This is a genomic window from Agromyces cerinus (genome assembly GCF_016907835.1).
GTDB classification, from domain to species: Bacteria; Actinomycetota; Actinomycetes; order Actinomycetales; family Microbacteriaceae; genus Agromyces; species Agromyces nitratus.
Window position 1 is genome coordinate 3,320,849 of sequence record NZ_JAFBCT010000001.1, and the last position, 24,531, is coordinate 3,345,379.

A 24,531-nucleotide genomic window follows, 5' to 3' on the forward strand; every position below is an offset into this window, starting at 1 on the left:
AGTGGTGCGGTGTTCGGTGCCGGCTACGCGCAGAGCGCCATGATGCGGCGATCGGCGAGCACGAGGTGGAAGGGCCCGTCGGCGGGGTCGGCCGCGAACGCCTCACGGGTCGAACGCACCGAGCGTCGCCGACCGAAGCCGTCGACGAGCACGAGCCCCTCGGCGTCGACCGCGACGACCTCGTCGCCGAGCCGCACGAGCGCCGGGGCGCGCATGAGCTCGGGCATGAGCACCGTTCCGTCGAAGCTGCCGCTGCCCGTGATGGCTGTGCGCCCGGCGCGGACGCCGTCGAGGATCGCCTCGGCCGAGGCATCCGTCGCCGCGACCCAGGTCGTCGGGGTGCCCGGTCGCTGCGGTTCCTCGACCATGTGCGTGTCGCTGCCGCCGAGCAGCGTCGCGCCCTCGGGCCAGGTGCGGAACCACGCGAAGGGCGCGGTCGAGATGAGCTCGAGGTACCAGGTCGAATGCCAGAGCTCGACGGCGGCGGGCCGCCGCTCGAGTCGGTGCAGCCACGAGCAGTCGCCCGAGATCGGGTGGTTGATGCTCAGGATGCCGCCGCGCCGGTCGACCTCGTCGACCCAGCGCTGCGCGGGCTCGCGGAAGTCGATCCAGCCGATGTCGCCGAACGCGTTCGCGTGACCGCGGTGGGTCGTCACCTCCTGACCGGGCAACAGGGTGATGCCGTGCTTCGCGCCCTCGGCGGGCAGGTGCGCGTGGTGGCTCACCGTGTTGTGGTCGGTGACCGCCATGAAGTCGAGGCCGCTCGCCACGCCCAGTGCGGCGAGGCCGCCGATCGGCAGGCGCCCGTCGGAGTGGATGGTGTGGCCGTGGAAGTCACCGGCGAACCAGGTGAGGCCCGGCTCGGCCGGGAGCCCGCGATCGCTGCCGCGCACGGCACGCGTCACCGGTGCGGCATCCGGAACCGGCGGCACCGCGCGCGATGCCGGGATGGTGATCTCGACCTCGACCTCCACCCCCTCGGAGGGGACGCGGTGCAGCCCGAGCACGACGTTCCACTCCCCCGCCTCGGGCGCACCCGGCAGGTAGCCGGGCGTCGCGTCGGCCGGGTGGATGAGGAACTCGGTGCGGGCGCCGCCCGACCAGCCGCGCCATCCGCCCGCACCCTCGCAGCCGAGGTCGATGCCCGCGTTCGACCCGTCGAAGCGGATCACGACCTCGAGCGAATCGGTGCCGGGCGGCACCTCGAACGGCACGTCGAGGAAGCGGTGCTCGTTCTGCGTGTCGACGGTGATGGGAATGATGCGGCGGGTCGTCGTCATCGCGTCACCCGATGCGCTGGGTCGACTCGGCGTCGAAGAGCAGGGTCTTGGCCCCCTGCGGCACGAGCCAGCCGCGATCGCCGGGAGCCGGCTCGTGGTCCTCGGGCACGACGACCTGGAACTTGTGCCCGCTCGCGTTCACGGCGATGAGCACGCTCGCGCCGAGGTTCTCGACGACGCTCACCTCCGCCGGGATCGCACCGGGCTCCTCGCTCGTGACCCAGCGCAGGTACTCGGGCCGGATGCCCCAGATCACCGCCTGCCCGTCGCGCACGAGCCCTTCGGTGCCCGCCGGCACCGGCACCGACGTCTCGCCGATCGCGATCGCGCCGCCCGTGATCGTCGTCTCGACGAGGTTCATCGGGTTCGAGCCGATGAACCCGGCGACGAAGGTGTTGTTCGGTCGCTGGAACACCTCGCGGGGCGTGCCGATCTGCTGGAGCTTGCCCGCCTTCATGACCGCGATGCGGTCGGCGAGCGCGAGTGCCTCGGCCTGGTCGTGCGTGACGAACACCGTCGTGACGCCGAGGTCGCGCTGCAGCTCCTTCAGGAAGGTGCGCGCCTCGAGGCGGAGGCGGGCGTCGAGGTTCGACAGCGGCTCGTCGAGGAGCAGCACGTCGGGCCGGGTCGCGACGGCGCGGGCGAGCGCCACGCGCTGCTGCTGCCCGCCCGAGAGCTGGCCCGGGCGGCGCTCGATGAGGCCCTGGAGCGAGAGGCCGTCGCCGACCCGCTCGGCCGTGGCCCGTCGCTCGTCGCGCCCCACGTGTTTGATGCGCAGCGGATAGGCGATGTTGTCGCCCACGTCCATGTGCGGGAAGAGCGCGTAGTCCTGGAAGACCATCGCGACCCCGCGGGCGCCGGGTTCGGCGTTCGTGACGTCGCGGTCGCCGATGACGAGCGTGCCCGCGGTGATCGCCTCGAGGCCCGCGATCGAGCGCAGCAGGGTGGTCTTGCCGCAGCCCGAGGGGCCGAGCAGGGCGAAGAACTCGCCGTCGTGGATCTGCACGTCGACCTCGTCGACGCCGCGGACGCCTCCGGGGTACTCCTTGACGAGTTGAGTGGCGTTGATGCCGGCCATCAGGACTTGATACCTCCATGGAAGCGGAAACCGTAGCGACGGTTGACGACGAAATAGATGATGAGCACCGGCGCCGAGAACAGCAGCGCGAAGGCGGAGATGAGCCGGAGGTCGGCCTGCCCGCTCTCGGTGTAGAAGGTGTACATGAGCACCGCCGCGGGCTGCATGTCGGGGCTGCGCAGCAGGATGAAGGGCACGAGGAAGTTGCCCCAGACCTGCACGATCGTCCAGATCGAGATGAACGCCAGCCCGGGCCGTGCGATCGGTGCGACGACGTCGCGGAGGATCCGGAACGGGCCGGCGCCGTAGAGCCTCGCCGACTCCTCGTACGACTTCGGGATCGAGTCCATGAAGTCCTTCAGGATGAAGATCACGGTCGGCAGGATGCCGCCCGCGAGCACGAGGAGCACACCCACGTAGGAGTTGATGAGCCCGAGCTGCGTGATGATCTGGAACGTCGGCACCATCGCCGCCGTGCCCGTCACGATCGAGGAGAGCAGCAGCAGTGCGTACAGGATGCCGTCGCGTCCGGGGATGCGGATGCGGCTCATCGCGTAGGCGGCGAGTGCGCCGAGCACGACGACGATGATCATCGTGCCGATGCCGAGCAGCAGCGAGTTGCCGATCGAGCGCAGCGCATACGGGTTCTCGGCGAGTCGCGCGAAGTTGTCGAGCGTCCAGTCGGGCCACGACAACGACAGCGACGGGGTCGCGTCGAACGGTGCGAGCACGAGCCAGACCATCGGCAGGGCGAAGAGCACGCCCACGATCGTCATGATGACGGCGAAGGCGACGCGCGAGAGGAAGTGCCGCACGGTCGAGTTCGCCGCGACCTTCCGGACGGGGGTGGCGGTCATCGCTTGTTCCTTCCCTTCGACACGCGCACGTAGGCGAGCGCGATGACGAGGTTGATGAGCAGCATGATGAGGGAGATCGCGGCGCCGAGGCCGAGCTGGCCGCCGGGGATCGCCGTCTCGTAGATGTACACCGAGAGGATCTCGGTCTTGCCGTTCGGCCCGCCTGCCGTCACGAGGTACGGCGTGAAGGTGTTGAACGTCCACAGCGTGATGAGCAGCGTGTTCGTGAGGATGTGCCCCTTGATGTTCGGCACGATCACGTCGCGGAGCTGCTGCCACCCCGAGGCGCCGACCATCTTGGCGCTCTCGATCTGCGACGGCGGCACGGCGCTGAGCGCCGAGGAGAAGAGCTGCATCGAGAAGGCGGTGCCGACCCAGATGTTGAAGATGATGATCGACTCCATCGGGTGGTCGATCAGCCATGCGGCGCCCTCGGTGCCGAGCAGCCCGTTGATCGTGCCCGATCGCCGGTCGAGCAGGACGAGCCAGAGGAACGAGGCGACGGATGCCGGGATGACCCAGGCGGCCAGCACGAGTCCCTCGATGAGCCCCTTGGTCCAGCCGTGGATGTTGCGCACCGACCACGCGAGCCCGAAGCCGATGAGCGTCTGGCCGATGATGCCCGAGAAGAGCACGAAGACGAGCGTCAGCCAGAGCGAGTTCCAGAACGACGGGTCGGTGAGCGCCTCGACGTAGTTGTCGAGTCCGACGAACTCCGGCGACGCGGCCTGCAGGCCGGTGAGCCGGTAGTCGGTCATGCCGAGCCAGATCGTCCACACGGCGGGGAACAGCAGGAAGATGCCGATGAGGATCAGGGCGGGTGCGACGAAGATGCCCGCCCGCACCTTGCCGAGGCCGGCGACGTCGTCGGCCCGCCGCCGGCGGGGAGCGATCGCGCTCCCCGCCGGCGTGGTGGTGCTGGTCGTCATCGCCTAGCCACCCGAGACCGCGTCGTCTCCGACGATGTCCTTGGCGGCGTCGGCGTACGCGCCCGCCGCATCGGCCACGCTCGTGCCCGAGACCACGTCGAGGGTCGCCTGCTGCAGCGCGGTCGACACCTGCGGGTAGGCGGCGAGCGGCGGACGGTAGGCGGTGATCGGCAGCACCTCTTCACTGACGTACGTGAGCATCGGGTCATCGGCGAGCATCTCGTCGTTGACGTCCGTGCGCGGCGTGATCGCGAGGGTGCCTGCGTTGCGGGCCTCGTAGGCGTCTGCCGAGTTCATGAAGGCGAGCAGCTCCCATGCGAGTTCGGCGTGGTCGCTGTTCGGGTTCAGCACGCGGCCGGTGCCACCCGACATCGACACGAAGTCCTGGTCGTCGACGCCGGAGCCCGACTTCATCGCGGGGATCTTCGTGTAGCCGACGACGTCGTCGCGGTTCGCCATCGGCGCGGTGCCGACGCCCTCTTCGGGGTTGATGACGCTGCGCCAGAAGTAGTCGCCCTCGAGGAGGATGCCGATCTGGTTCGACGCGAACAGCTGGAACGAGGTGTCCCGGCCTGCCGCCTCCTGCTGGAGCACGGCGTCGCCGAGGCCCTCGTCGACGTAGATCGTCTTGTAGAGGTCGAGCACGTCGTTCAGCCCGTCGGTGTCGCCGACCCACTTGCCGTCTTCGTAGACCTGCTCGCCGGTGCCGGCGAGCAGCGGCAGCAGGCCCTGCATCGTCGTGGCCTCGCCCATCGCGGTGCCCGCGTTGAGCTGGATCGGCGTGACGCCGTCGAGCTTCTTCAGGTCGCGCGCCGCGTCGAGCACGTCGTCCCAGCTCTCGGGCTGCCAGTCGGCCGGGAGCCCGGCCTGCTCGAAGAGGTCCTTGTTGTAGTAGAGCACTCGGCCGTCGGCACCCTGCGGCACGCCGTAGCGCTCATCGTCGAACGACAGGGCGCCCTGCACGGCTTCGGGGATCTGCTCCCAGCCCTCCCATGCGTCGACGGAGTCGCCGCCGACCTCGGCGAGCGGCTTGATGTAGCCGGCTTCGGCGAACTCGCCGACCCAGATGCCGTCCATGCCGATGATGTCGGCGCCCTCGCCCGACTGCAGGTCGAGGGCGATCTTGGTCTTGTAGTTCTCGTCGTCGACGCCCTGGGGCTCGAACTCGACGGTGACGTCCTTGCCGTCCTCCTTCATCGCGGCCTCGAACTCGGGGACGACCCAGTCCGCGATCCAGTCGGCCTCGGCGGCGTTCTTGCCGCCGGTGATGGCGTTCGCGGTGATGGTGAGCGTCACCGGGCCGTCCTCCGGCGCCTCGGGTGCCTCGCCGGAGCAACCGGCGAAGACGAGCGCGCCGGCGGTCGCGACGGCGAATGCCGCCAGAGCCCTGCGCTTGCTGTGATGGATCATCTTCGACCTCTCTCATCGTTTCGCCCGCCGAGCCACGCGTCGGCGGGGTGCTGCTGTGGTGCTCGTGCTGCGGTGATGCGGTGGTGCTCAGTGCCGCCGGTCGCCGGCGGCGCCTGCCTCCGACGACTCGCCGAGCGGTGCGCCGATCGCGTCGGCGAGGGTGCGGAGCATCCGCTGGCCGACGACGATGTCGGCGACCCCCTCTGCGACGGAAGGGCCGGGCTCCGGATGCCCCGCGGCGAGTGCCGCGAACGATCGGAGCTCATGCTCGAACGCCTCCTCCTGCATCCACCGCGTCTCGGAGCGCCGCGACCCGAGGGGTTCGGCGTTGTCGACGACGGTGAGCACGGTGGGGACGTTGAGCACGTAGGGCACCGCGAAGGTGAGGGCGATCGTGCCCGTCTCGTGGTGGAAGGTGACGGTCTCGCGGTACTCGGGGTAGCGCGGGATGAAGTGCCAGTCGATCGACCACGGCACGTCGGTGTGCTCGGCGAGGAATCCGCCGAGGCTGAGCGAGCCCGGGAACGCCGGGCCGGTGTGCCGGGCGCGGTCGACCTCGCCGATGCCGCCCACGAGGTGTCGGAGGAGCCCGATGTCGTGCACGATCGAGCCGAGCACGACGTTCGTGTAGAGCTTCGGCAGCGGGTCGGCGGCAGCGCCGATCGCGGTCGCGACCGTCGCGTCGGTCGCGGCCATGAGCGTGGCGAGCGTGTCGGCGGGCACGTCGGACGGCGGGGCCGCGAGGTTCGCGAACGCGAGCTGCGCCCCGTCTGCGGGATGGAGCACCTCGACGCTCACCGCGCGGAGGTCGACCTCGGCGAGCAGGGCCTTCGCGGCGGCCGAAGCCGGGTCGTGCTCCTTCATGTAGCCGACCCGCACCCACTCGGCCAGGTCGATGCCGCGGTCGTCTGCGAGGTCGCGGAGCGCCTCGGCCTCGGCGAGCGAGAACGCGAGCGGCTTCTCCGCGAGCACGCGGATTCCGGCGCCCACGAGCCGCGAGACATCCGCCGCGTGCGAGCCCGAGGTCGCGAGGATCGCGCCGTCGACGCGGAGGTCGCCTGCTGCGACGGCGTCGAGGAGCGCCTCGATCGAGGCGAAGGCCGCGACCCCGGTGCCGGATGCCTCGGCGATCTCGCCGGCCCGCGAGGCGGAGAGGTCGACGACCGCGACGAGCTCGATGAGGTCGGCGTTGCGCCGGATGAGCGGCAGGTGCACGCTCTGGCTGATCGCGCCGAGGCCGATCACCGCGAAGCGCACACGTTCGCCGCGAGGTGCAGCGTCGCCCGGGACGGGCTGCTCGTCGAACCCGGTCATGCGAACCACCGCCGCAGGCGCTCGCGGTTCGCGACTTGGTCGGCGCGCGCCCGCTCGACGTCGGCGGCGTCCTGCAGGATGACGTCCTGCTCGACCACGATCCAGCCGTCGTACCCCGAGTCGACGATGGTGTCGACGATGCGGTCGACCTCGAGGTCGCCGTCGCCGAGCGCCACGAAGACGCGTCGCTCCCAGATGTCGCGCATCGGGTCGGCCGAGCCGGACGCTGCTGCGAGCACCGAGCGGTCGGCGTCCTTCAGGTGCACGTGGTTGATGCGCTCGGCCCAGCGCGGGAAGTCGGTGACGGGGTCGCCGCCGCCCACGAGCAGGTGCCCGGTGTCGAACGTCAGGTCCACGTCGGTGTCGGCGAGGAATCGGTCGATCTCGCGCGGCGTCTCGATGTAGGTGCTCGCGTGGTGGTGGAAGGTCGGCTCGAGGCCGGCCGCACGAGTCAGGTCGGCCGCACGTTGGACGCGTGCGGTGAAGACCGCCCAGCGCGCGTCGTCGAGCTCGAGTTCGGGGGCCCCGCCGGGACGGGCCTTGCGCTCGGGCGATCCCGAGTCGGCGAGGGTCGGCTTCGGAGCACGATCGGGGGCGACGGCGGCCGCAGCGGCGAACAGCTCGAGCGTCGGAGCGAGCGCGGCGAACGCGTGCTCGAACTCCTCGTCGGTGCCGGCGAACGGCAGATCGACCCAGCCGCCGGCGAGCGCGAGACCGTGCCGCTCGAGGAGTCGGGGCAGCCCGAGCCGATCACCGAACAGGCCGACCGGCCCGAGGTCGATGCCCTCGTAGCCGGCCTCGGCCACCCAGGTCGCCAGCTGCTCGCCGTCGGGCAGCGGCACGACATCGGGGCGGGAAAGCTCGAAGACGCCATAACTGACCGGCGCGTTCGCAGTTCGGATCACCGAGAGTCCTCTCAACCGTTGGGACGCTGCAGTGCGTCTCCGCGGTCAAGGGTAACTAAGTTCGGACATACTTACAACATCACGTGAAGAGCGGTTTCGGTCGGTGCCGCAGACGGTGCCGAGCGGTGCCGCGCCCATCGCCGAGATCGCTCCGGCGCCTTCGGGGGCCTCGGATTTCGGGCGCTTCGGGCTTCGGGATGCCCGGCCGACGAAGCCTCAGCCGACGTACCCGCGGAACGGGTCGTTCGCCTCGGCTCGTCTCGCCCGCTCGGCCTCGGCGGCAGCGACGCCGCGGTCGAGGTCGGCCAGCAGGTCGTGGATGCGATCGTCGCGCTCGGCCTCGTAGGTTTCGTCGACCTCGATCTCGGGCCACTCGCCCCACTCCCGGTCGAGTCGCGTCTCGATCGCACCCGAGACCTCCTCCCAGGCCTCTTCACGCGCGCGCTCGGCGAAGGCCCTGAGGTACTCGGGGTCGTTGCGGCGCGTCCACAGCTCCTTCGCCACGGCGGCGTAGACCTGCTCGCGCCGGCGGAGGTTCGCGGCATCCGCCCTTCGGTAGTCGTGCTCGTGCGACGACCGGCCCTCGCGTTTCGCGGCGGCCGAGCGGGCCTCGCCGGTGATCTCGGCGACCTCGTCGGCCTCCTGCACGAGCTCGTAGAGCACCTCGCGCGCGGCCGCGGCCGCGCGCTCGGGCGCGAACGGCTCTTCGCCGCGCAGCGCCTCGACGATCATGCGGTTCTTCAGCGCCATGCGGCCGGCGGACTCGGCGACGAGCACGCCTTCCGCGAGCATCTCGTCGAACGTGGGCACCGGGGCCTCGGGCAGCGCAGTGCGGTCGAACGGCTTGAACCGTCGACGCTCCCGCTTGCGCCACAGGGGCATGCCGATCGACCTCCGAACGTCGGTGTCCGCCCGCCATTCGGCGGTCGGAGATCGAGCCTATCGCGGCCCCCTGACGCGTCGGTGGTCGCAGCTAGTCTTCCGATATGAACCGAGCGGATGCCCCGGGGCGCGCGTGCAGCATCCGCCTCGACGACGGCCCGTGCCCGGCGCCGGTCGAGGCGGGCGCACCCCTCGACCTCTGCACCGGGCACCTGCTCGAGGCCCACGACTGGGTGGCTGGTGACGTCGGGGTGACCGACCTGCTGCCCAGGCCCTGCCTGGTCTGCGGCTCGAGGGTCGGGGTCATCTACCCGTCCGGCCGCATCTGCGCGATCTGCGAGTGGCGCGTCGGCGACGTGCCCGACGGCGCGGTGGCCGACCCCCGGGTCGACGTCGTCTACTACCTCGGCTATCGCGAGCAGATCAAGATCGGCACCTCGGGCAACCCGCGCGTGCGGTTCGCGAGCCTGCCGCACGACGAGGTGCTCGCCTTCGAACTCGGCGACCGCACCGTCGAGCAGCGCCGCCACGCGCAGTTCGCGGCGCACCGTCTCGCCGGCACCGAGTGGTTCGGCGTGCACGACGAGTTGCTCGCGCACATCGCCGAGCTGCGACTCGGGGTCGCCGACCCCTGGGCGCAGTACGACCGATGGGTGAGCCGGCGGTTGGCGGCGCAGAGCTAGGCGCGCTCGCGGGCGCGCCGGTGTCGCAATGGGCCGCGCCGCGCGGTGGGTGTCTCGTGCCCGGCATCGTTGCGGCGCGCCACGATCGCGGCAAGGGGTCGACTGCCCGCTTCGGCGCGGGTGTGCACCTCTTCCACCGTGAAGCCGGCGGCCTCGAGGCGCTCGGTCATCTCGGCAGGGGGCCAGAAGTAGGCGGTCACGACCTTGTGCGGGAACGGCTCGAGCCTCGCTCCGTCGAAGAACCCGAGCAGCAGGCTCCCGCCAGGGCGGAGGCACCGTGCGAACTCCTCGAGCGCCGCCGGCACCCGGGCCGGCTCGAGGTGGATCAGCGAGTACCACGCGAGGACGCCGCCGAGCTCGGCATCGGCGACGCCGAGGTCGTCGAACGTCGCCACCCTGAACGGCACCTCGGGGAATCGCTCTCGCGCTCGAGCCACGAACGCGGGAACGAGATCGACGCCCTCGACGTCGTTGCCGAGCCGCAGGAGGTGGTCGGCCCAGTGGCCCGGCCCGCACCCGGCGTCGAGCACCGGTCCGTCGAGGCGCCCGGCCCATCGGGAGATGAGTGCACGATCGAGTTCGTGCATGTCGGCGACCGAGCCGAGCAGCGAGATGTACTCTTCGGCGCGCTCGGTGTAGGCCTCGCGCACTTCGACGGTCGACACGTCGTCGCCGGCCGACCCGGTCGTCACGCTGCCGCCGGCTACCAGGGCGACGGGCGGTCGTTGTCGCGCTGCCCGTCGTCGGGCAGGTGCGGCAGCTCGGAGCCACCGGCGCGGATGCACAGCCAGCGCAGCTGCTCGGAACCGTCGGGAGCGCAGCGCCACGTGCGCCAGACGCCCTGGCCCACGCGCACGACGCTGCCGGCGCCGACGTCGACGACCTCGTCGTCGAGGCCCATCTGCCCGCGGCCGCCGAGGAACACGTAGAGCTCCTCGACACGGGAGTGCGTGTGCCAGTACCCGGCCTCTTCACCCGGCTCGAGCGCATTCGCCGTCATGCCGATGTACTGCATCGCGAGGTCGTGGTCGACGACCCGTCTGCCGTCGCGGGAACTCTCGGGGCGGAAGCCGCCGAAGTGCTCCCGCCACTCGTCGAGGCCGCCCATCTCCAGCACTTCGTAGTCGCTCACGTCGTCACTGTAGCGGGCGGCGCCGACACGACGAGCTCAGGGGCAGTGCAGCTGCGTGCGCTCGAACGAGCGGTCGATCGTGTGGCTCGACATCGCGGCGCCGCAGAGCGGGCACGCCGGAGGCTTCGCGGGCACCGGCTCGTCGTCGTAGGGGCCGAGCGGCGGCGGCCCGATGTAGGGCAGCAGCTTGGCGTTCAGTCGCTCGATGAAGCCGGCGTAGCCGCGTTGGGCTCCGGGTGGCGTCTCCCGCTTTCTTCGTGTCACAATCATTAGTGTACTAATGATTTGCCGCCACGTCATACTGGAAGCCCATGAACGCCAGCAGCGCACTCCCCGACACCGCCGATGAGGCGGTCGCCGCGGCATCCGCGGCAGCCCACGCCCCCAGCGACGCCGACGATCTGCTCGCCCTCGAGAACCAGGTCTGCTTCGCCCTCGCGGTCGCCGCGCGCGGCGTGATCGGCGTCTACCGCCCGATCCTCGAGCCGCTCGGCCTCACGCACCCGCAGTACCTCGTCATGCTCGCGCTCTGGCAGCGCAGCCCGCGCACGGTGCGCGACCTCGGCGAGGCACTGCAGCTCGAGCCCGCGACGCTGTCACCGCTGCTCAAGCGACTCGAGGCGCAGGGCTACCTCACCCGCGAGCGCAGCACCCGCGACGAGCGGGCCCTCGACGTGGCGCTCACCCCCGCGGGCCGGGCGCTCCGCGAGCAGGCGCTCTCGATTCCGCCGCAGGTCGTCGACCGGCTCGGCATGAGCCTCGACGAGCTCGGGCGTCTCCGCGACCGCCTCACCGAGGTCATCGCCGCCGTGCAGCACGGCTGACGCCGCCGCTCACGCGTCCGCCGAACAGTTCACGTACCGAGCAGTTCACGCCTCGGGGTCGAACCCCGCGACGCTCCCGTCGGCCGAGGCGTACTTCACGATGAGGCTCGCGTCCTTGCCGCCGAACCCCTCGCCGATCAACCGCTCGAACTGCTCGAGCGCGATGCGCGACGCCGGCATCGGCAGCCCCGCGGCATCGCCAGCGGCGAGCGCGAAGGAGAGGTCCTTCTGGGCGAGCACCGCCGAGAACGTGGCATCGAATCCGCGGTTGGCGGGGCTCGTCGGCACGACGCCGGGCGCCGGGTACCAGGTGCGCAGCGGCCACGACTCCCCCGACGAGACGGATGCCACTTCGAAGAACTTCGCCGGGTCGAGCCCGAGCTCGGCGGCGAGCTGCGACCCCTCTGCAACGCCGAGCAGCGAGACGAAGAGCATGAGGTTGTTCGCGAGCTTCGCGGCGATGCCCATCGTGGGGCCGCCGAGGTCGAAGACGTGCGCGGCGAGCGGCTTGACGAGGTGCGTGGCCTCGGCGACATCCACGGGGTCACCGCCGAGCATGAAGGTGAGGGTCGCCGCCTCGGCCCCCGCGATGCCGCCCGAGACGGGCGAGTCGACGAAGCGGAACCCCCGTTCGACGGATGCCTCGTGGCAGAACCGCGACGTCGCGACATCGACGGTCGAGGTGTCGAGCAGCAGCGCAGAGGCGGGCGCCGCCGCCCACACCCCGTCTTCGCCGCCGTAGACCTCCCGCACGTGCTCGCTGCGCGGCAGCGAGGTGAACACGGCGTCGGCATCCCGCACCGCCTCCTCGACGGTGGCGACGATGCGCACGCCGCGCTCGGCGGCCGCGGTGCGGGCGGCCGGCACGGGGTCGACGCCCCGCACGATGTGTCCGGCGGCGACGAGGTTGCCCGCCATCGGTCCGCCCATGTGTCCCAGACCGATCCACGCGATGGTGGCCACGGTTCCTCCCGACGTCGTCGACGTGAAGCACGCTCTCGCGTCAACGATACGTTCGGGGCCACCGGCGGGCAATGCGCGGCGACGCGACGATCGATCGGCGCGCGAGACGCTCGTTCGAGGCGCCCGTCCCGGGCGATGCAGGTCAGGCCGTGCCGGTCAGGCCATGCCCTCTGCGGTCTGCTCGAGCTGCGACTTCGGCCGCGACCGCTGCGTGGCGAGCGCGGTGCCGGCCGCGCCGCAGACGATGACGATCGCGATCACCTCGGTGGGCGAGAAGGTCTCCGAGAGCACGAGCCAGCCGAACACCGCCGCGATCACGGGTCCGAAGCTCGTGACGATCGCGTAGATGCGCGGCGAGATGCGGCGAAGGATCCAGGTGTCGAGGCTGTACGGCAGTGCCGACGACAGCACGCCGACGCCGAGCAGCAGGCCGACGACCGCCCAGTCGATGACCGCGGGGTCGAAGGTCGCCACCGCGAACGGCACCAGCAGCGCGAGGCTGACGATGCTCGCGACGGTGAGCCCCTCGAGGCCGGGCAGCCCCACGGCGACCCGGCGGGTGAGCAGGATGTACCCGGCCCAGGCCGCCGCCGCGGTGAGGGCGAACGCCACGCCCCACGGGTCGATGCCCGCGGCATCCGACGCCCCCGGGCCGATCAGCAGCACGACGCCGGCACCGGCGGCGAGCGCGCAGATCACGTCGAGCAGGCGCCGCGAGCTCGCGAGCGCGATGGCGAGCGGTCCGAGGAACTCGATCGTCGCGGCGACGCCGAGGCCGAGCAGGTGCACCGACTCGTAGAACGTCACGTTCATGATGGCGAGCACGACGCCCAGCGCGACGGCCGGCCAGAGCCGGCGCCACGTCAGCTCGGCTCGCTTCGGCCGGTAGAACGGGAGCACGGCGACGACCATCACGAGCTGACGCACGGCGACGACGACGAACGAGCCGACGACCGGGATCACGAGGCCCGCGAGCGATGAGCCGAAGTTGATGGAGACCTCGGTGCCGAGCTGCACCGCGGCTCCGGCGAGGCTCCGACGGTTCGCCGCACCATCCGTGGGAGCCGGCGTGGTCGCCGGAGCGGGGGTCGTCTGGTCGGTCACCATACGACGATACGCGTCGATGAGCGCGCCTCAGAATCCGGCGAGACGGGCCCGCGCGGCGTCGAGGTCGGAGCCCGTGCCCGGGGCGAGCACCTCGGCGACCACGAAGCCGTCGCGGCGCACGAGGTAGACCCGGTCGGCCCGCAACCGGGCCCGTCGCGGCCGTCCCCGGTCGCGGGCGAAGACGTGCGCCTCGACCCCGAGCTCGGCGGCGATGCGCCGCACCGCGCGCTCGGGCACGCCGTACCCGTGCACCTGCCACTGCAGCGAACGCAGGGCGTCGAAGTTGCCGCCGGTCCAGCGCAGCCGAACGCCGACCGCCCCGTCGCGGCGGGTGCCCGCGGCATCCGGAACCGGATAGCGGATGCGGGTCTGCGAGAGGTAGCCGAACACCCGGCGGCCGCCGATGAGCAGGGGCGCCAGCCGCACGGCGACCGGCCCGACGAGCGGCACGACGCGGCCACGCAGGAAGCGCGCGGTCGCCGAGTCGGAGGTCACGGCGGCGAAGGCGCGATCCGTCGTCGCGACGAGGATCCTGCCGACCGGTCGCCGCTCCGCCTCGTAGCGGTCGAGCCGCGCATCGGGCATGCCGCCGACCACCACGTCGGCGAGCGCGCAGGCGAGATCGTGAGCCTCCTGCAGTCCGGTGTTCATGCCCTGCGCGCCGACCGGCGAGTGGATGTGGGCGGCATCCCCGACGAGGAAGCAGGGCCCGTCGCGGAAGCGCGCGGCCAGGCGGTGGTGCAGCCGATACGTCGTGAACCAGGCGGATGCCGCGTACCCCACGCCGAACTCCCGGTCGAGCATGCCGCGCACGAGCGCCTCGGGCAGCTCGCCGTGCTCGTCGCGGTCGCGGTCGCGCACGACCCCGAGCAGCCGCGCCCGCCCCGGCCCCATCGGGAAGGCGAGCAGGAAGTGCTCGGCTGTGACGCGCACGTTGATCGCGTCGCCGACGAGCCCCGTGACGCCCGAGGCGTCCGCGACGTAGAAGGTGTGCTCGTTGGTGACGCCCTCGAACGGGATGCCGAGCGTCTCCCGCACGATCGAGTGCGCGCCATCGGCGCCGATGCAGTAGCGGGCGCGCACGGCCACCGGTCCGTCGGGACCGGCCAGCGTCGCGGTGACGGATGCCGCGGCATCCGCTGCGCCCGGCTCGACCTCGAGCCGTTCGAGCCGATGCCCCCAACGCACCTCGCGCCCGAGCTCGCCGAGCGCGTCGACGAGCAGCTGTTCGTTGCGGCTCTGCTCGAACACCGTGATCTCGGGGTACGGCGTGACGCCGGTGCCGAGTGCGCGCAACCGGATGCGCCCGAATGGTCGCCCGCGCCCGGCACCCGGCACGACGGACGTCGCCGACGAGCGCTCGGCGAGCACCCGATCGACGAGTCCGAGCTGGTCGTAGAGCTCCATCGAGCGCGCCTGCACGGCGAGGGCGCGCGACTCGCGTGTCGGCCCCTGCTTGCCGTCGACGATCACCGCGTCGACCCCCAGCTTCGCGAGGCACACCGCGGCCATGAGCCCGCTCGGACCCGCCCCGACGACGAGCACGTCGGTGTCGAGCTGCTCGGCGGCCTCCCCCATGTCTCAACTGTCGCACCGGGCCGCCCCGGATGCCAGACTCGAACCGGGGAGGCGTGCATGGGCGACAGCGACACCGCGGGCGACGACCCGGCCGGTGACGGCACCGCGGCCGAGAGCCTGCTGACCGTCGTCATCGCCCTCATCGCGAACGCCCTCATCGCGATCGCGAAGACCGTGGCGGCGACGCTCACGGGTTCGGCGTCGATGGTCGCGGAGGCCGCGCACTCGTGGGCCGACACCGGCAACGAGATCCTGCTCGTCATCGCCGAGCGCCGCTCGCGGAAGCCCGCCGATGCGCGGCATCCGCTCGGCTTCGGCAAGGACGCCTACATCTGGTCGATGTTCGCCGCGTTCGGGCTCTTCACCGCAGGCGCGGTCGTCTCGATCCAGCACGGCATCACCGAGCTGATCGACCCCGAGCCGGCGAGTGACTTCGGCATCGCCTACGTCGTGCTCGCCGTCTCGTTCGTGCTCGAGGCGATCTCGTTCGTGCGGGCGTACCGGCAGGCGCGCGCGGCGGCTCGCCAACGCAGCCTGCACACGATCGAGCACGTCGCGAAGAGCTCGAACCCGACCCTGCGCGCCGTCTTCGCCGAGGATGCGGCGGCACTCATCGGCCTCGTGCTCGCGTTCCTCGGCGTGCTGCTGCACCAGGTCACGGGCTCCCCCGTCTACGACGCGCTCGGCTCGATCCTCGTCGGCCTGCTGCTCGGCGTCGTCGCCGTCGTGCTGATCGGTCGCAACCGCGCGTTCCTCCTCGGCGAGGCGATCGACGAGGAGTCGCGTGACGTCGTGCTCGGCGAGCTCCTCGAGCGGCCCGAGGTCGATCGGGTCACGTTCCTGCACATCGAGTACACGGGGCCGGACACCGTCTTCGTGATCGCCGCGGTCGACCTCGCCGGCGATCGGGGCGAAGCGGATGTCGCGGCCGAACTCCGACGTCTCGAAGACGCCTTGGAGGAGCACGAACAGGTCGGGCGGGCGCTCCTCACGCTCTCGGACCCCGCCAGCCCGACCCTCACCGTCGGCGGCCGCCGGACGACGACGCCCTGACGATGACGCGCCGACGCGCCGACGACTTCGCCCCGACGACTTCGCGAGGACCCGCACGGCATGCCGAGAGGATCCGCAGCCCGGCGTGCGCCGCTCGCTATCGTGAGCACAGGCGCGAGCGTGCTGCTCGCTGAGCGGAGTCCCCATGTGGTGGAACAGGAAGCGATCCGAGTCGACGGCCGGAGCTCACGAGGCCGAAGACGCGGCCGTGCAGCTCGAGGCGCCGGGCGGTGAGCACCGCAACGCCTTCATCCTGATGGGGCTCGGCGGCGCGGCCGTCGCGGCATTCGGTCTCGCCGCCATCGCGGGCATCCTCGCCCCGGTCTTCTTCGCGCTCGTGCTGACGATCTGCGCGCACCCCCTGCGCATGTGGCTCGAGGAGCGCGGCGTACCCCGCGGCATCGCCACGGGCTCGGTCATCACCGCCGTCGTCCTGCTGCTCGTCACCTTCGGCTACGCCGTGCTGGTCGCGTTCGGTCAGTTCGCGACCCTGCTGACGGAGTACGCCGACGAGATCAAGGACTGGGGCGCCGGTGTCGCGCAGTGGCTCGTCTCGATCGGCATCGGCGCCGACGAGGTGTCCTCCCTGTTCGCCGACTTCGACCCGGGCACCGTGATCGGCTTCGTCGGCGGCGTCGTCGGCGGCCTCGCCGGATGGACCACGACCCTCGTCGTGCTCTTCACGATGCTGCTGCTCATGGCCATGGACGCCGGCTACCTGCCGACCCTCCTCCGCCAGCTGAAGCCGCACCGCCCGCTCGTCGTGGTCTCGCTCGTGAACTATGCGCACAACGTGCGCCGCTACATGATCGTGACGACGGTGCTCGGCGTGGCCCAGGGCCTCGTGAACTGGGTCGCGCTCACGATCATCGGGGTGCCCGGGGCATTCATCTGGGGTCTGCTGGCATTCCTCTGCAGCTTCATCCCCAACATCGGCTACTTCATCGCGATCATCCCGCCGATCGTCTTCGGCGCGCTCGTCGGCGGCTGGCCGATGGTGATCGCCGTGATCGTCGTCTACGGGCTCGTCAACGCCGTGATCCAGTCGGTCATCCAGCCGCGGGTCGTCGGCAATGCCGTGGCGCTCAGCCAGACGATCACGTTCTTCTCGGTGCTCTTCTGGGCGGTCGTCATCGGCCCGATCGGCGCGATCCTCGCGATTCCGCTCACCCTGCTCGTGCGCCTGGTGCTCGTGGACTCGAATCCGAACTCCTTCTGGATCCGCCCCATGCTCGGCGATCTCGACGAGACGAAGCGGATCATGGCCGAAGCGGAAGCCGAGGCGAAGGCGGCACGCAAGGCGAGGCACTCGGGCGCCGGAGCGCACCCGAGTGCCTCGAACGAGAGCCCGGCCGCCACGGACTGAGCATCAGAGCACGATGCCCTCGAACGACGCCAACGGCCGCCACCCGGTGACCGCGACCGTCGACGGCAGCACATCGGCGGCCACGAGGTCGGGCATGACGAGACCGGTGAGGCCCGCGACATCCGACACCGGCACCTGGAAGGTGCGGAACGGGCCGAGCGGCGGCGCCTCGCCCGGAGCCGGCGCAACGACCTCGCTGGTGTCGACGAGCGGCGCCTGATCGACGACGAAAGCCGTCGTCGACAGCCGGCCGCCCGCGTTCCAGGCGACGACCTTCCAGAAGCGGAGGGGCACCCGGATGCCGCGATACGGTGGGTCGCCCGCGGCGAGCACGGGTGCCGTGAACACGCTGAGCCGCAGCCCGTAGGCCTCGGCGTGCTCGAGCACATGGTCTTCGAGGCCGAGCCAGAGCTCCTTCGACTGGTTGAAGCCCGCGGCCTGCGGTGCGGCATTGGGATAGCGGAAGGTCTCGGCGTTCGCCCGAGCCGCGATCTCGGGTGCGCCCCACACGGGGTCGCGGCGGCGCACGAGGTGGCCGCGGTCGAAGTCGTTGCGGGCGTAGATCTCGGGGCCGGCCTGCCAGTCGGCGGGGATGCGCTCGTCGAGGCGCCAGTCGTCGCCGCGCGGCAGGTCGATGAGCGACGGCCCGTCGACGTTGACGCCGGTGACTCTGGCGAGCCGCCTGGCCGTGTCGAGCACGACCGAGAAGTGCAGGTACTCGAGCTCGACCGCCGCCGCCGCATGCGCTTCGCCGACTCGCGGCATCGCCGCCGGAACCCCGAGGAACTGCGCGTCGAATCCCATGCGCCGAGTCGACCACGACCCGCCGACACTCGTCGCACTGCGCAATGGGGAGTCCTCCACCCCGCCGTGGCCGGGGCCCCCTTCCCCGCGCCCCTAGGCTTGGCCACCGAAGGGGGAACATTGACTGACGATTCCCGGGGCGAAGAGCCCCAGCAGACCATTCCCGAGACGCCTGGGGCGGCACCCGCACCGGCGGAGGTTCCGGAGGCGGCGGCACCCGTTCCGGCACCGATTCCCGAGGCGGAGGCACCCATCGCGGCACCGGCCCCCGATACCGCGGCACCCGTCGCCGGGCCCGCAGCCGAAGCCTCACCCGAGGCGGCGCCTGCGGCGGCGGAGCCCGCCGCGCCTGCGTACGTGCCCGTCGTCGCGGCACCCGTTCCGTCTGCTGCCGACGGTGCGGTGCCCCCGCCCAAGAAGGGCCTCGGCACGGGCGCGATCCTCGGCATCATCGGCGGCGGGCTCTTCGTGCTCATCGCCCTGATCGCGGCGATCGTGTTCGCGATCGGAGCCGTGCGCGGCATCGCCGGCGGCGGCAGCCCCTTCGCCGGGGGCGGCAGCGCAGAGGAGACGGTCGAGGGGTATCTCACCGCCATCGCCGACGGCGATGCCGAGACCGCGCTCTCGTTCCTCTACGCGTCGGAGTCGTCGAGCCCGCTGCTGACCGACGAGGTGCTCGCCGCGTCGCAGGAGCTCGCGCCCCTCACCGACATCGTGATCGGCGAGCCCGACGTCACGGGCGGCTACGCCCTGGTGCCCGTCACCTACTCGATCGGTGACACGCCCGTGACCACTGAGATCTCCGTCTCCGAGGACGCCGAGGGGTGGACGATCCCGGGCGGCACCGGCCAGCTGGCCGTCTACCAGCTCGACGGCCTCGAGCCGACGATCAACGGGGTTCCGGTCAGCGGCGAGTACGTCGATGCGTTCCCGGGCGCGTACGAGTACGGCGTGACCGTCGACGGGTTCGCCCTCGAGGGCGAGAACGTGGTCGTCGTGACCGCGCCCAGCGAGTACCCCGACACGAGCGGCATGGACGCGGTGCTCACGCCCGAGGCCGCGGAGGCCTTCCGGCAGGCCGTCTCGGCCTCGATCGACGTCTGCGTCGCATCGAAGACCCTCGAGGCCGGTTGCGGACTCACGATCCCGGCGACCCTGAGCGACGGAACCGAGCTCACCGAAGGCACCATCACCCGCACGCTCCCCGCCGAGACGCGCGCCGAGATCGGCGCGTTCGAGCCCGAGCTCAGCTACGACGCGCCGACCTTGGTGACGGGCGGCTACCTCGGCGTGGTCGAGGTCACCGCGGAGTGCACGAAGGACGGCTCCACCGGCACGTGTTCTGTGCTCTTCGGACCCTCGTTCGGCACCCCGTCGTTGAATCTCGCGATCGAGGGCGCCGTCGTCGAGTGGGACTGACCCGCTGACGGGCTGACGCACCACGCGAACGCGCGCATCGACCGGTCGGTCGGTGCGCGCGTTCGCGTTTCCGGTGCTAGAGGATCGCCTCGAAGAGGCCGAGTTCGAGCGCCGCCGCCCGTGCGAGCAGGAACCCGATGATGCCGACGATCCACCCTGTCGTCTCGGCGGCGTTCTTCTCCATCCAGGCGCCGAGCCGCGCGAGCGGCCGCTCCATCGCCCGCGCGGCGACGAGCCTGAGACCGAGCAGCGCGAGTGCGGGCAGCACCATGACGATGCAGTAGCCCGCGAGCACCAGGAGCCTGGTGCCGGCGTCGAACTCCGACGTCGAGAGCAGCCCGATGCCGACCAGGTAGGGCAGCATCGAGGCCACCTCGACCGCCGCTGCCGCCACGGCGAGGCCCATGAGCGGCAGCAGCGTGCCGCGCTCGTCGGCGACGTCGGTGACGGCGCGCTCGCGCCAGCGCGCGAACCGGCCCGGGCCGGTTCGCTTGCGCTTGCCGCCGATGAAGAACGAGCCGATGAGCAGGGCCGCACCGACGACGAGCTGCGCCCAGAGGAACCCCGGGGTCGCGGCCAAGGTCATGAGCTGGGGCATGGCGGTGGCCGCGACCGTCAGCAACGGGATGCCGACGAGAAGGTAGAAGCCGGCGACCGTCGCGAGGTAGATGAGGATGCGGCCGGGACGCAGGCGTCCCGGAGCGAGCAGCAGCCAAGTGGGGATGAGCAGGGTGCCGAAGCTCGTCGAGTCGACGAGCGCCAGCAGCGCGAGTGCGCCGAGGAGGGCGGGGCCGGTGAGGGCGGCCCCGCTCAGCAGGTCCAGATCCATCCGTCCAGACTGTCGGATGCCGCGCCACAGCGGATCCACCGCACGGTGGATCCATCCCATGGTGGATGTCGGTTCGCGGCGGGCGACCCGATCAGGCGTGCGCGGCCGGCGCGGCGAAGACGTTGAGCACGATCACGCCGGCGATGATCAGCCCGATGCCGAAGAGCTTCGGCATCGTGAGGCTCTCGCCGAGGAACAGCACCCCGATCGTCGCGATCGCCGCGGTGCCGACACCCGACCAGATCGCATAGACCATGCCGATCTCGAGCTCGCGCACCGCCTGCGCGAGCATCGCGAACGACACCCCGTACGCCGCGAGCACGCCCACCGTCCACCACGGCTTCGTGAAGCCCTCGGTCTTGCCGATGAAGCTCGTCGCCGCGACCTCGAAGACGATCGCGAGCGTGAGGAACAGCCAGGCCATGGTGGATTCCGTTCTCGTCGCGGGAGTGGCGGCATCCGACACTAGTGCAGGTCGGCGACGACCCGCTCGATAGGGTGGTGGGACCGTGCGGGCGGCGACCTCGCGATGTGCCCGGATCTCCCGAGATGCAGAGGAACGGCTGTGAACGGACCGTCGCGAAGCCCCGCGCCATCCGCCGCGTTCATGCCCTCGCCCGGGATCGATGGATTCGCGGCGTTCTCGCGCGCGCTCACGCAGCTCCGCCTCGATCAGGGAGCGCCGAGCTTCGCCGAGCTCACCAGGCGGGTCGCGGTGCTGCGCGAGCGACGAGGGTCGGGCGCCGCGCCCGGCCGGGTGACCGTCTACGACTGCTTCCGACCCGACCGGAGACGGATCGACGCCGATCTCGTCGGCGACATCGTGCTCGCGCTCGGGGTGCCCGCCGGTCCGGCCGAGGCCTGGCGGCGGCTCGCACTCCGCTTGGCCGGTGCCACCCTCGGCGATCACGTCGTCGTGACCGAGCTGGGCGCCGGCCGTGCAGCGTCTCCGGCCTCGTCGGACGCTCCACCGTCGACCCTCGCCGTCGCTCCCGGCACGGTGCTCGTCATCACCGGCCTGCCGGGCGTGGGCAAGAGCATGCTCGCCCGGCGATTGGCCGAGGGCGAGCGCGCCGCGGGCCGGGTCGACCTCGCCCTGAGGGTCGAGCTCCGCGGCTACGACAGCGTGCAGGCACCGGTCGCTGCCGAAGAGGCGCTCCGCGGCATCGCCCGCACCCTCGGCGCCCGAACCGAGCACCGGGCCGGCGCCGCCATCCTCCGGCGGCGCATCGCCGAGGCGTGCGCCCGCCGCCCCACGCTGCTGCTCTTCGAGGACGCGTCAGCGGCGTCAGCTGTGGCACCGCTCCTGATCGGGACTCCGGGCGCGCAGATCCTCGTCACGTCCCGCGCGATGCTCGACGACCTCGAGGCCGAGATCGAACGCGGGCGCGCGGGGTCAGCAGACCGCTCGGCGTCGCCTCGGGTACGGCGCCTGGTCGTCGAGCCGCTCACGAGCGAGCAGGCGATCGCCTCGCTCGAGCGGGAACTCGGCGATCGCATCACCCCCGGAGGGCACGACGCGATCACTCGCCTGGCGCGGGCCTCGGGAGGGATCCGACTCGACCTCTCCGTCATCGCCCGCTTCGTCCGCGACAATCCGCGGTGGAGCCTCGACGACGTCGCTGAACGGTTCGAGAGCGGCGATGCCGACGAGCGTGTGCGCCCGTTCCTCCGGTCGACGGTGGCCACCCTCGACGACGACGCGATGGCGCTGTTCCGCTCGCTCGGGCTGCTCTCGGCACCGATCCACCGCGACATCATCGGGTACCTCGCACCCGGCGCGGGCATCGGCCGCCTCACCTCGCTGCACCTCGTGGAGTCCGAATCAGGGCTGATCAGCATGCACGACACCGTGCGAGCCTTCGCCCGCCGCCTCGCACTTGACACCGATCCGCTCTCGGTTCGCCGCGAGTTCGGCCGCACCTTCGTGAGGGTCGTCGCCGAGCGCTCGCAGCTCGACCGGGTCGGGGTGGGTCAACTCCACGCCGCGGCACTGCTCGCCGACGAGCTCGGCCTCCGCTCCGAGCTCGTCGGCCTCGCGCAGCGCTTCGCCGAACAACTCGGCGACGCCGGCTACTGGGCCGAGGCGCACGACCTCCTGGTGCGAGCGGATGCCTCGGCCGAACCCGGTGAGCGCGGCGACATCGCCGAGCTGCTCGCCCGGGCGTCCGAGCGCCTCGGCGACGTCGACGCGGCCCTCGCAGCCCTGCACCGGGCCGAACGCATCGGCACCGAGGCGATGCCCGGGCGACGCTGGAACATCATCGGCAACGTGCATCGCATGCTCGGCCGCTACGACCTCGCCGAGGAGGCATATCGCACGGCGAGAGAACGTGCCGCTGCAGCGGGCAACGGCATCACCGAGGGGCGGGCGATCGGCAACCTCGCCGATCTCTCGCGGTTGCGCGGCAGGTCGACCGAGGCGGCAGCCGGGTACGAGCACGCTCGGCAGGTCAGCGAGTCGGCCGGCGACGAGGTCAACCTCGCGATCATCCGCTCGAATCGGGCGATGTTCCGGGGGGCGATCGGGCTCACCGCAGAGGCCCTCGCCGACATCGACGGACTCATTCGGCACGGCACCACCGGCTTCTCCGCGTCGTACCTCCGTGTCGTGCGCACCGGCATCCTGGTCGCGGCCGGCGACATCGACGAAGCCGCGGCGACGATCGCCGAGTGCCGCGCGATGCTCGACGGCTCGGAGGGCATCGAGGTCGAACCGGAGCTCGACGTGCTCGAGGCCCACGTGCAGCTCGCGCGCGGGCGCTTCGGCGACGCCTCGGCGGCCGGGGCGCGAGCGCTCCGCGAGGCGAGGGAGGTCGGCTGGCCGCTCGTCGAGGCCGACGCCCTGAACACGCTCGCGGAGATCGCCGTCGCCACCGGCGAGTTCGGCCTCGCGGGCAGGCGGGCGACCGCGGCGCAGTCGGTCGCCGAGGCCATCGGCGATCCTCTGGAACTGGCGAGGTCGCTCGCAGTGCACTCGGCGGTGCTGGAGTCGGCCGGCGATCCTGGGGCCGCCGGGGTCGCGGCCCGACGCGCGCTCGATCTCCTCGAATCGATCGGCCACGTGCGCACCCCGCAACTCCGCGAACGCGTCGCGCTGGTCGGCTGAGCGCGTCGCGCCGGCCGTTCGGGCTCGTTCGGGAAACTCCCGACGCACGCTCCGCGCACCACAGGATGGGTCCGCCGCGTTCGCGGCTGTGTGCAGAGGAGAGACACGAATGGCGACCAAGCCGACCCTGATGGCATTCGCGGCAGCCGGTGCTGCGGTGACCATGATGCTCAGCGGATGCTCGAGCTCCGGACCCGAGACGAAGCAGATCGGCGAGTCGGCGAGCTTCGACCTGACCGCCGGCGAGGCGCAGCTGCCAGTCGAGGTCTCGGTGACCTCGCTCGAGCAGGCGCCCGAAACGGTCGCAGCGGCCTACGCCGACGGCGACGAGATCTGGTTCGCCGACATCGACTTCCGCTACACGGGCGAGGCGGTCGACGACCCCGCTACCCTCAACCTCCTCTTCTCGGGCATCTACTCCGAACTCGAGAACGGCGACTACCTCGACGCCACCTTCACCGGCATGGAGGAGTGCAACGGGGCGCAGGGCGGAAGCCCCACCGAGATCGTCGAGGCGCTCGCGGCCGGCGAGACGGTCTCCGGATGCTTCCCGCTCTCGTCCGACGGCGACAACGGCGTCATCGGGGTGTACGTCGGTTCCTCGAACCTCGACGAAGGCGGTGCGCTGTGGCGTCCGTGACCCCGAACGAGCCGCAGACACCGCCCGCGGCGTCGGCCGCCGATCCGTCGACCGCGCACGACGAGGAGCGCGAGACACCGTGGGGATGGTTCGGCGGCGGCGCGATCGCCCTCGCGATCGCCGTGGCGTGCTTCACCCCACTCTGGGATGAGGTCGCCGACGGATCTTCGGGCCGCCGCGCCGGCTTCTCGGCCCTGCTCGGATCGATCGGGCCGTTCGGCGTCGCCGGCATCGCCCTCGTGGTCGCCGTCGTCTTCGTGGTCCTCGGGGTACGCGAGATGCGCAGGCAGCACTAGGCCACCACCGGGCCTCAGGGTCGCCGCCGCTCCGTTCCGCCCGAGCGGCGGCGACCGCTGTCGCGGCAGAATG

Annotated in this window: 25 protein-coding genes; 8 read left to right on the top strand and 17 right to left on the bottom strand. The window is 71.5% G+C overall.

Annotated elements, in window-relative coordinates:
- Positions 1-23: 23 nt before the first annotated feature.
- From JOE59_RS15435 to JOE59_RS15470, 8 genes are all read right to left on the bottom strand, one after another.
- Positions 24-1,280, bottom strand: coding sequence for a CehA/McbA family metallohydrolase (locus JOE59_RS15435; protein WP_204461961.1), 1,257 nt, complete (start codon positions 1,278-1,280; stop codon positions 24-26).
- A 4-nt stretch (positions 1,281-1,284) separates the two neighbouring features.
- On the bottom strand, positions 1,285-2,358 hold the full coding sequence (locus JOE59_RS15440; RefSeq protein ID WP_204461963.1) for an ABC transporter ATP-binding protein: 1,074 nt from the start codon (positions 2,356-2,358) through the stop codon (positions 1,285-1,287).
- The gene (locus tag JOE59_RS15445; protein ID WP_204461966.1) at positions 2,358-3,215 is read right to left on the bottom strand and encodes a carbohydrate ABC transporter permease; all 858 of its coding nucleotides are present in this window, start codon (positions 3,213-3,215) and stop codon (positions 2,358-2,360) included. Before JOE59_RS15445 ends, JOE59_RS15440 begins: the two co-directional genes overlap by 1 nt.
- Positions 3,212-4,144 carry a carbohydrate ABC transporter permease gene (locus JOE59_RS15450; protein WP_239560309.1) on the bottom strand — a complete coding sequence of 311 codons (933 nt, stop codon included), beginning with the start codon at positions 4,142-4,144 and terminating at the stop codon, positions 3,212-3,214. The genes JOE59_RS15445 and JOE59_RS15450 overlap by 4 nt, the downstream gene beginning before the upstream one ends.
- A 3-nt stretch (positions 4,145-4,147) precedes the next feature.
- Complete coding sequence (locus JOE59_RS15455; protein WP_239560311.1) at positions 4,148-5,554, bottom strand: extracellular solute-binding protein; 1,407 nt, start codon at positions 5,552-5,554, stop codon at positions 4,148-4,150.
- A gap of 87 nt (positions 5,555-5,641) precedes the next feature.
- Positions 5,642-6,868 carry a Gfo/Idh/MocA family protein gene (locus JOE59_RS15460; protein WP_204461968.1) on the bottom strand — a complete coding sequence of 409 codons (1,227 nt, stop codon included), beginning with the start codon at positions 6,866-6,868 and terminating at the stop codon, positions 5,642-5,644.
- Positions 6,865-7,773 (bottom strand): TIM barrel protein, encoded by a 909-nt coding sequence (locus JOE59_RS15465; RefSeq protein WP_204461970.1) that lies wholly within the window; start codon positions 7,771-7,773, stop codon positions 6,865-6,867. Before JOE59_RS15465 ends, JOE59_RS15460 begins: the two co-directional genes overlap by 4 nt.
- A 216-nt stretch (positions 7,774-7,989) precedes the next feature.
- On the bottom strand, positions 7,990-8,655 hold the full coding sequence (locus tag JOE59_RS15470) for an asparagine synthase (protein WP_204461973.1): 666 nt from the start codon (positions 8,653-8,655) through the stop codon (positions 7,990-7,992).
- Between the two features lie 104 nt (positions 8,656-8,759).
- Between JOE59_RS15470 and JOE59_RS15475 the strand changes: the two genes are divergently transcribed.
- The gene (locus tag JOE59_RS15475; protein ID WP_204461975.1) at positions 8,760-9,338 is read left to right on the top strand and encodes a GIY-YIG nuclease family protein; all 579 of its coding nucleotides are present in this window, start codon (positions 8,760-8,762) and stop codon (positions 9,336-9,338) included.
- Here JOE59_RS15475 and JOE59_RS15480 read toward each other — a convergent pair.
- From JOE59_RS15480 to JOE59_RS15490, 3 genes are read right to left on the bottom strand one after another with little or no spacing between them, the layout of a single operon-like run.
- Entirely contained in the window at positions 9,335-10,030 is a 696-nt protein-coding gene (locus JOE59_RS15480; protein WP_307837092.1) for a class I SAM-dependent methyltransferase, read from the bottom strand. The two genes, JOE59_RS15475 and JOE59_RS15480, sit on opposite strands and share 4 nt — an antisense overlap.
- 11 nt (positions 10,031-10,041) lie before the next feature.
- On the bottom strand, positions 10,042-10,470 hold the full coding sequence (locus JOE59_RS15485; protein WP_204461977.1) for a cupin domain-containing protein: 429 nt from the start codon (positions 10,468-10,470) through the stop codon (positions 10,042-10,044).
- A 36-nt stretch (positions 10,471-10,506) separates the two neighbouring features.
- Positions 10,507-10,734, bottom strand: coding sequence for a hypothetical protein (locus JOE59_RS15490; protein ID WP_374191129.1), 228 nt, complete (start codon positions 10,732-10,734; stop codon positions 10,507-10,509).
- 47 nt (positions 10,735-10,781) lie between these two features.
- On the opposite strand from JOE59_RS15490, the gene JOE59_RS15495 reads away from it, so the two are divergent.
- Complete coding sequence (locus JOE59_RS15495; RefSeq protein WP_204461982.1) at positions 10,782-11,294, top strand: MarR family winged helix-turn-helix transcriptional regulator; 513 nt, start codon at positions 10,782-10,784, stop codon at positions 11,292-11,294.
- Positions 11,295-11,339: 45 nt separating this feature from the next.
- Here JOE59_RS15495 and JOE59_RS15500 read toward each other — a convergent pair whose 3' ends face one another.
- The 3 genes from JOE59_RS15500 to JOE59_RS15510 form a co-directional block, all read right to left on the bottom strand.
- On the bottom strand, positions 11,340-12,257 hold the full coding sequence (locus tag JOE59_RS15500; protein ID WP_204461984.1) for an NAD(P)-dependent oxidoreductase: 918 nt from the start codon (positions 12,255-12,257) through the stop codon (positions 11,340-11,342).
- Between the two features lie 156 nt (positions 12,258-12,413).
- Complete coding sequence (locus tag JOE59_RS15505; protein WP_307837093.1) at positions 12,414-13,361, bottom strand: EamA family transporter; 948 nt, start codon at positions 13,359-13,361, stop codon at positions 12,414-12,416.
- Positions 13,362-13,391: 30 nt separating this feature from the next.
- Positions 13,392-14,942 carry an FAD-dependent monooxygenase gene (locus JOE59_RS15510; protein ID WP_204461989.1) on the bottom strand — a complete coding sequence of 517 codons (1,551 nt, stop codon included), beginning with the start codon at positions 14,940-14,942 and terminating at the stop codon, positions 13,392-13,394.
- A gap of 57 nt (positions 14,943-14,999) precedes the next feature.
- On the opposite strand from JOE59_RS15510, the gene JOE59_RS15515 reads away from it, so the two are divergent.
- Both JOE59_RS15515 and JOE59_RS15520 read left to right on the top strand, forming a co-directional pair.
- On the top strand, positions 15,000-15,995 hold the full coding sequence (locus JOE59_RS15515) for a cation diffusion facilitator family transporter (RefSeq protein ID WP_204461991.1): 996 nt from the start codon (positions 15,000-15,002) through the stop codon (positions 15,993-15,995).
- A gap of 145 nt (positions 15,996-16,140) precedes the next feature.
- The gene (locus JOE59_RS15520) at positions 16,141-17,361 is read left to right on the top strand and encodes an AI-2E family transporter (protein WP_204461993.1); all 1,221 of its coding nucleotides are present in this window, start codon (positions 16,141-16,143) and stop codon (positions 17,359-17,361) included.
- Positions 17,362-17,364: 3 nt separating this feature from the next.
- On the opposite strand, the gene JOE59_RS15525 is transcribed toward JOE59_RS15520, so the two are convergent.
- Positions 17,365-18,165, bottom strand: a complete 801-nt coding sequence (locus JOE59_RS15525) for a DNA/RNA non-specific endonuclease (protein ID WP_204461995.1) — start codon at positions 18,163-18,165, stop codon at positions 17,365-17,367.
- 120 nt (positions 18,166-18,285) lie between these two features.
- On the opposite strand from JOE59_RS15525, the gene JOE59_RS15530 reads away from it, so the two are divergent.
- On the top strand, positions 18,286-19,584 hold the full coding sequence (locus JOE59_RS15530; protein WP_204461997.1) for a hypothetical protein: 1,299 nt from the start codon (positions 18,286-18,288) through the stop codon (positions 19,582-19,584).
- 76 nt (positions 19,585-19,660) lie between these two features.
- Here JOE59_RS15530 and JOE59_RS15535 read toward each other — a convergent pair whose 3' ends face one another.
- Positions 19,661-20,413, bottom strand: a complete 753-nt coding sequence (locus tag JOE59_RS15535) for a GAP family protein (RefSeq protein ID WP_204462000.1) — start codon at positions 20,411-20,413, stop codon at positions 19,661-19,663.
- Positions 20,414-20,504: 91 nt separating this feature from the next.
- Positions 20,505-20,837 (bottom strand): DMT family transporter, encoded by a 333-nt coding sequence (locus JOE59_RS15540; RefSeq protein WP_074260524.1) that lies wholly within the window; start codon positions 20,835-20,837, stop codon positions 20,505-20,507.
- Between the two features lie 183 nt (positions 20,838-21,020).
- Here JOE59_RS15540 and JOE59_RS15545 point away from each other — a divergent pair, with 183 nt between their 5' ends.
- The 3 genes from JOE59_RS15545 to JOE59_RS15555 all read left to right on the top strand — a co-directional run bounded on the left by JOE59_RS15545 (position 21,021) and on the right by JOE59_RS15555 (position 24,458).
- A complete protein-coding gene (locus JOE59_RS15545) occupies positions 21,021-23,522 on the top strand; it encodes an AAA family ATPase (RefSeq protein ID WP_204462002.1) in 2,502 nt (833 codons plus the stop codon).
- A gap of 109 nt (positions 23,523-23,631) precedes the next feature.
- Positions 23,632-24,162 carry a hypothetical protein gene (locus JOE59_RS15550; RefSeq protein ID WP_204462004.1) on the top strand — a complete coding sequence of 177 codons (531 nt, stop codon included), beginning with the start codon at positions 23,632-23,634 and terminating at the stop codon, positions 24,160-24,162.
- Positions 24,150-24,458, top strand: a complete 309-nt coding sequence (locus JOE59_RS15555; protein ID WP_204462006.1) for a hypothetical protein — start codon at positions 24,150-24,152, stop codon at positions 24,456-24,458. Before JOE59_RS15550 ends, JOE59_RS15555 begins: the two co-directional genes overlap by 13 nt.
- Positions 24,459-24,531 lie beyond the last annotated feature (73 nt).

Excerpts from the sequence above, each read along its gene's own strand:
- JOE59_RS15435 (WP_204461961.1), bottom strand. The coding sequence starts at position 1,280 with ATGACGACGACCCGCCGCATCATTCCCATCACCGTCGACACGCAGAAC.
- JOE59_RS15440 (WP_204461963.1), bottom strand. The coding sequence starts at position 2,358 with ATGGCCGGCATCAACGCCACTCAACTCGTCAAGGAGTACCCCGGAGGC.
- JOE59_RS15445 (WP_204461966.1), bottom strand. The coding sequence starts at position 3,215 with ATGACCGCCACCCCCGTCCGGAAGGTCGCGGCGAACTCGACCGTGCGG.
- JOE59_RS15450 (WP_239560309.1), bottom strand. The coding sequence starts at position 4,144 with ATGACGACCAGCACCACCACGCCGGCGGGGAGCGCGATCGCTCCCCGC.
- JOE59_RS15455 (WP_239560311.1), bottom strand. The coding sequence starts at position 5,554 with ATGATCCATCACAGCAAGCGCAGGGCTCTGGCGGCATTCGCCGTCGCG.
- JOE59_RS15460 (WP_204461968.1), bottom strand. The coding sequence starts at position 6,868 with ATGACCGGGTTCGACGAGCAGCCCGTCCCGGGCGACGCTGCACCTCGC.
- JOE59_RS15470 (WP_204461973.1), bottom strand. The coding sequence starts at position 8,655 with ATGCCCCTGTGGCGCAAGCGGGAGCGTCGACGGTTCAAGCCGTTCGAC.
- JOE59_RS15475 (WP_204461975.1), top strand. The coding sequence starts at position 8,760 with ATGAACCGAGCGGATGCCCCGGGGCGCGCGTGCAGCATCCGCCTCGAC.
- JOE59_RS15495 (WP_204461982.1), top strand. The coding sequence starts at position 10,782 with ATGAACGCCAGCAGCGCACTCCCCGACACCGCCGATGAGGCGGTCGCC.
- JOE59_RS15510 (WP_204461989.1), bottom strand. The coding sequence starts at position 14,942 with ATGGGGGAGGCCGCCGAGCAGCTCGACACCGACGTGCTCGTCGTCGGG.
- JOE59_RS15515 (WP_204461991.1), top strand. The coding sequence starts at position 15,000 with ATGGGCGACAGCGACACCGCGGGCGACGACCCGGCCGGTGACGGCACC.
- JOE59_RS15520 (WP_204461993.1), top strand. The coding sequence starts at position 16,141 with ATGTGGTGGAACAGGAAGCGATCCGAGTCGACGGCCGGAGCTCACGAG.
- JOE59_RS15525 (WP_204461995.1), bottom strand. The coding sequence starts at position 18,165 with ATGGGATTCGACGCGCAGTTCCTCGGGGTTCCGGCGGCGATGCCGCGA.
- JOE59_RS15535 (WP_204462000.1), bottom strand. The coding sequence starts at position 20,413 with ATGGATCTGGACCTGCTGAGCGGGGCCGCCCTCACCGGCCCCGCCCTC.
- JOE59_RS15540 (WP_074260524.1), bottom strand. The coding sequence starts at position 20,837 with ATGGCCTGGCTGTTCCTCACGCTCGCGATCGTCTTCGAGGTCGCGGCG.
- JOE59_RS15545 (WP_204462002.1), top strand. The coding sequence starts at position 21,021 with ATGCCCTCGCCCGGGATCGATGGATTCGCGGCGTTCTCGCGCGCGCTC.
- JOE59_RS15550 (WP_204462004.1), top strand. The coding sequence starts at position 23,632 with ATGGCGACCAAGCCGACCCTGATGGCATTCGCGGCAGCCGGTGCTGCG.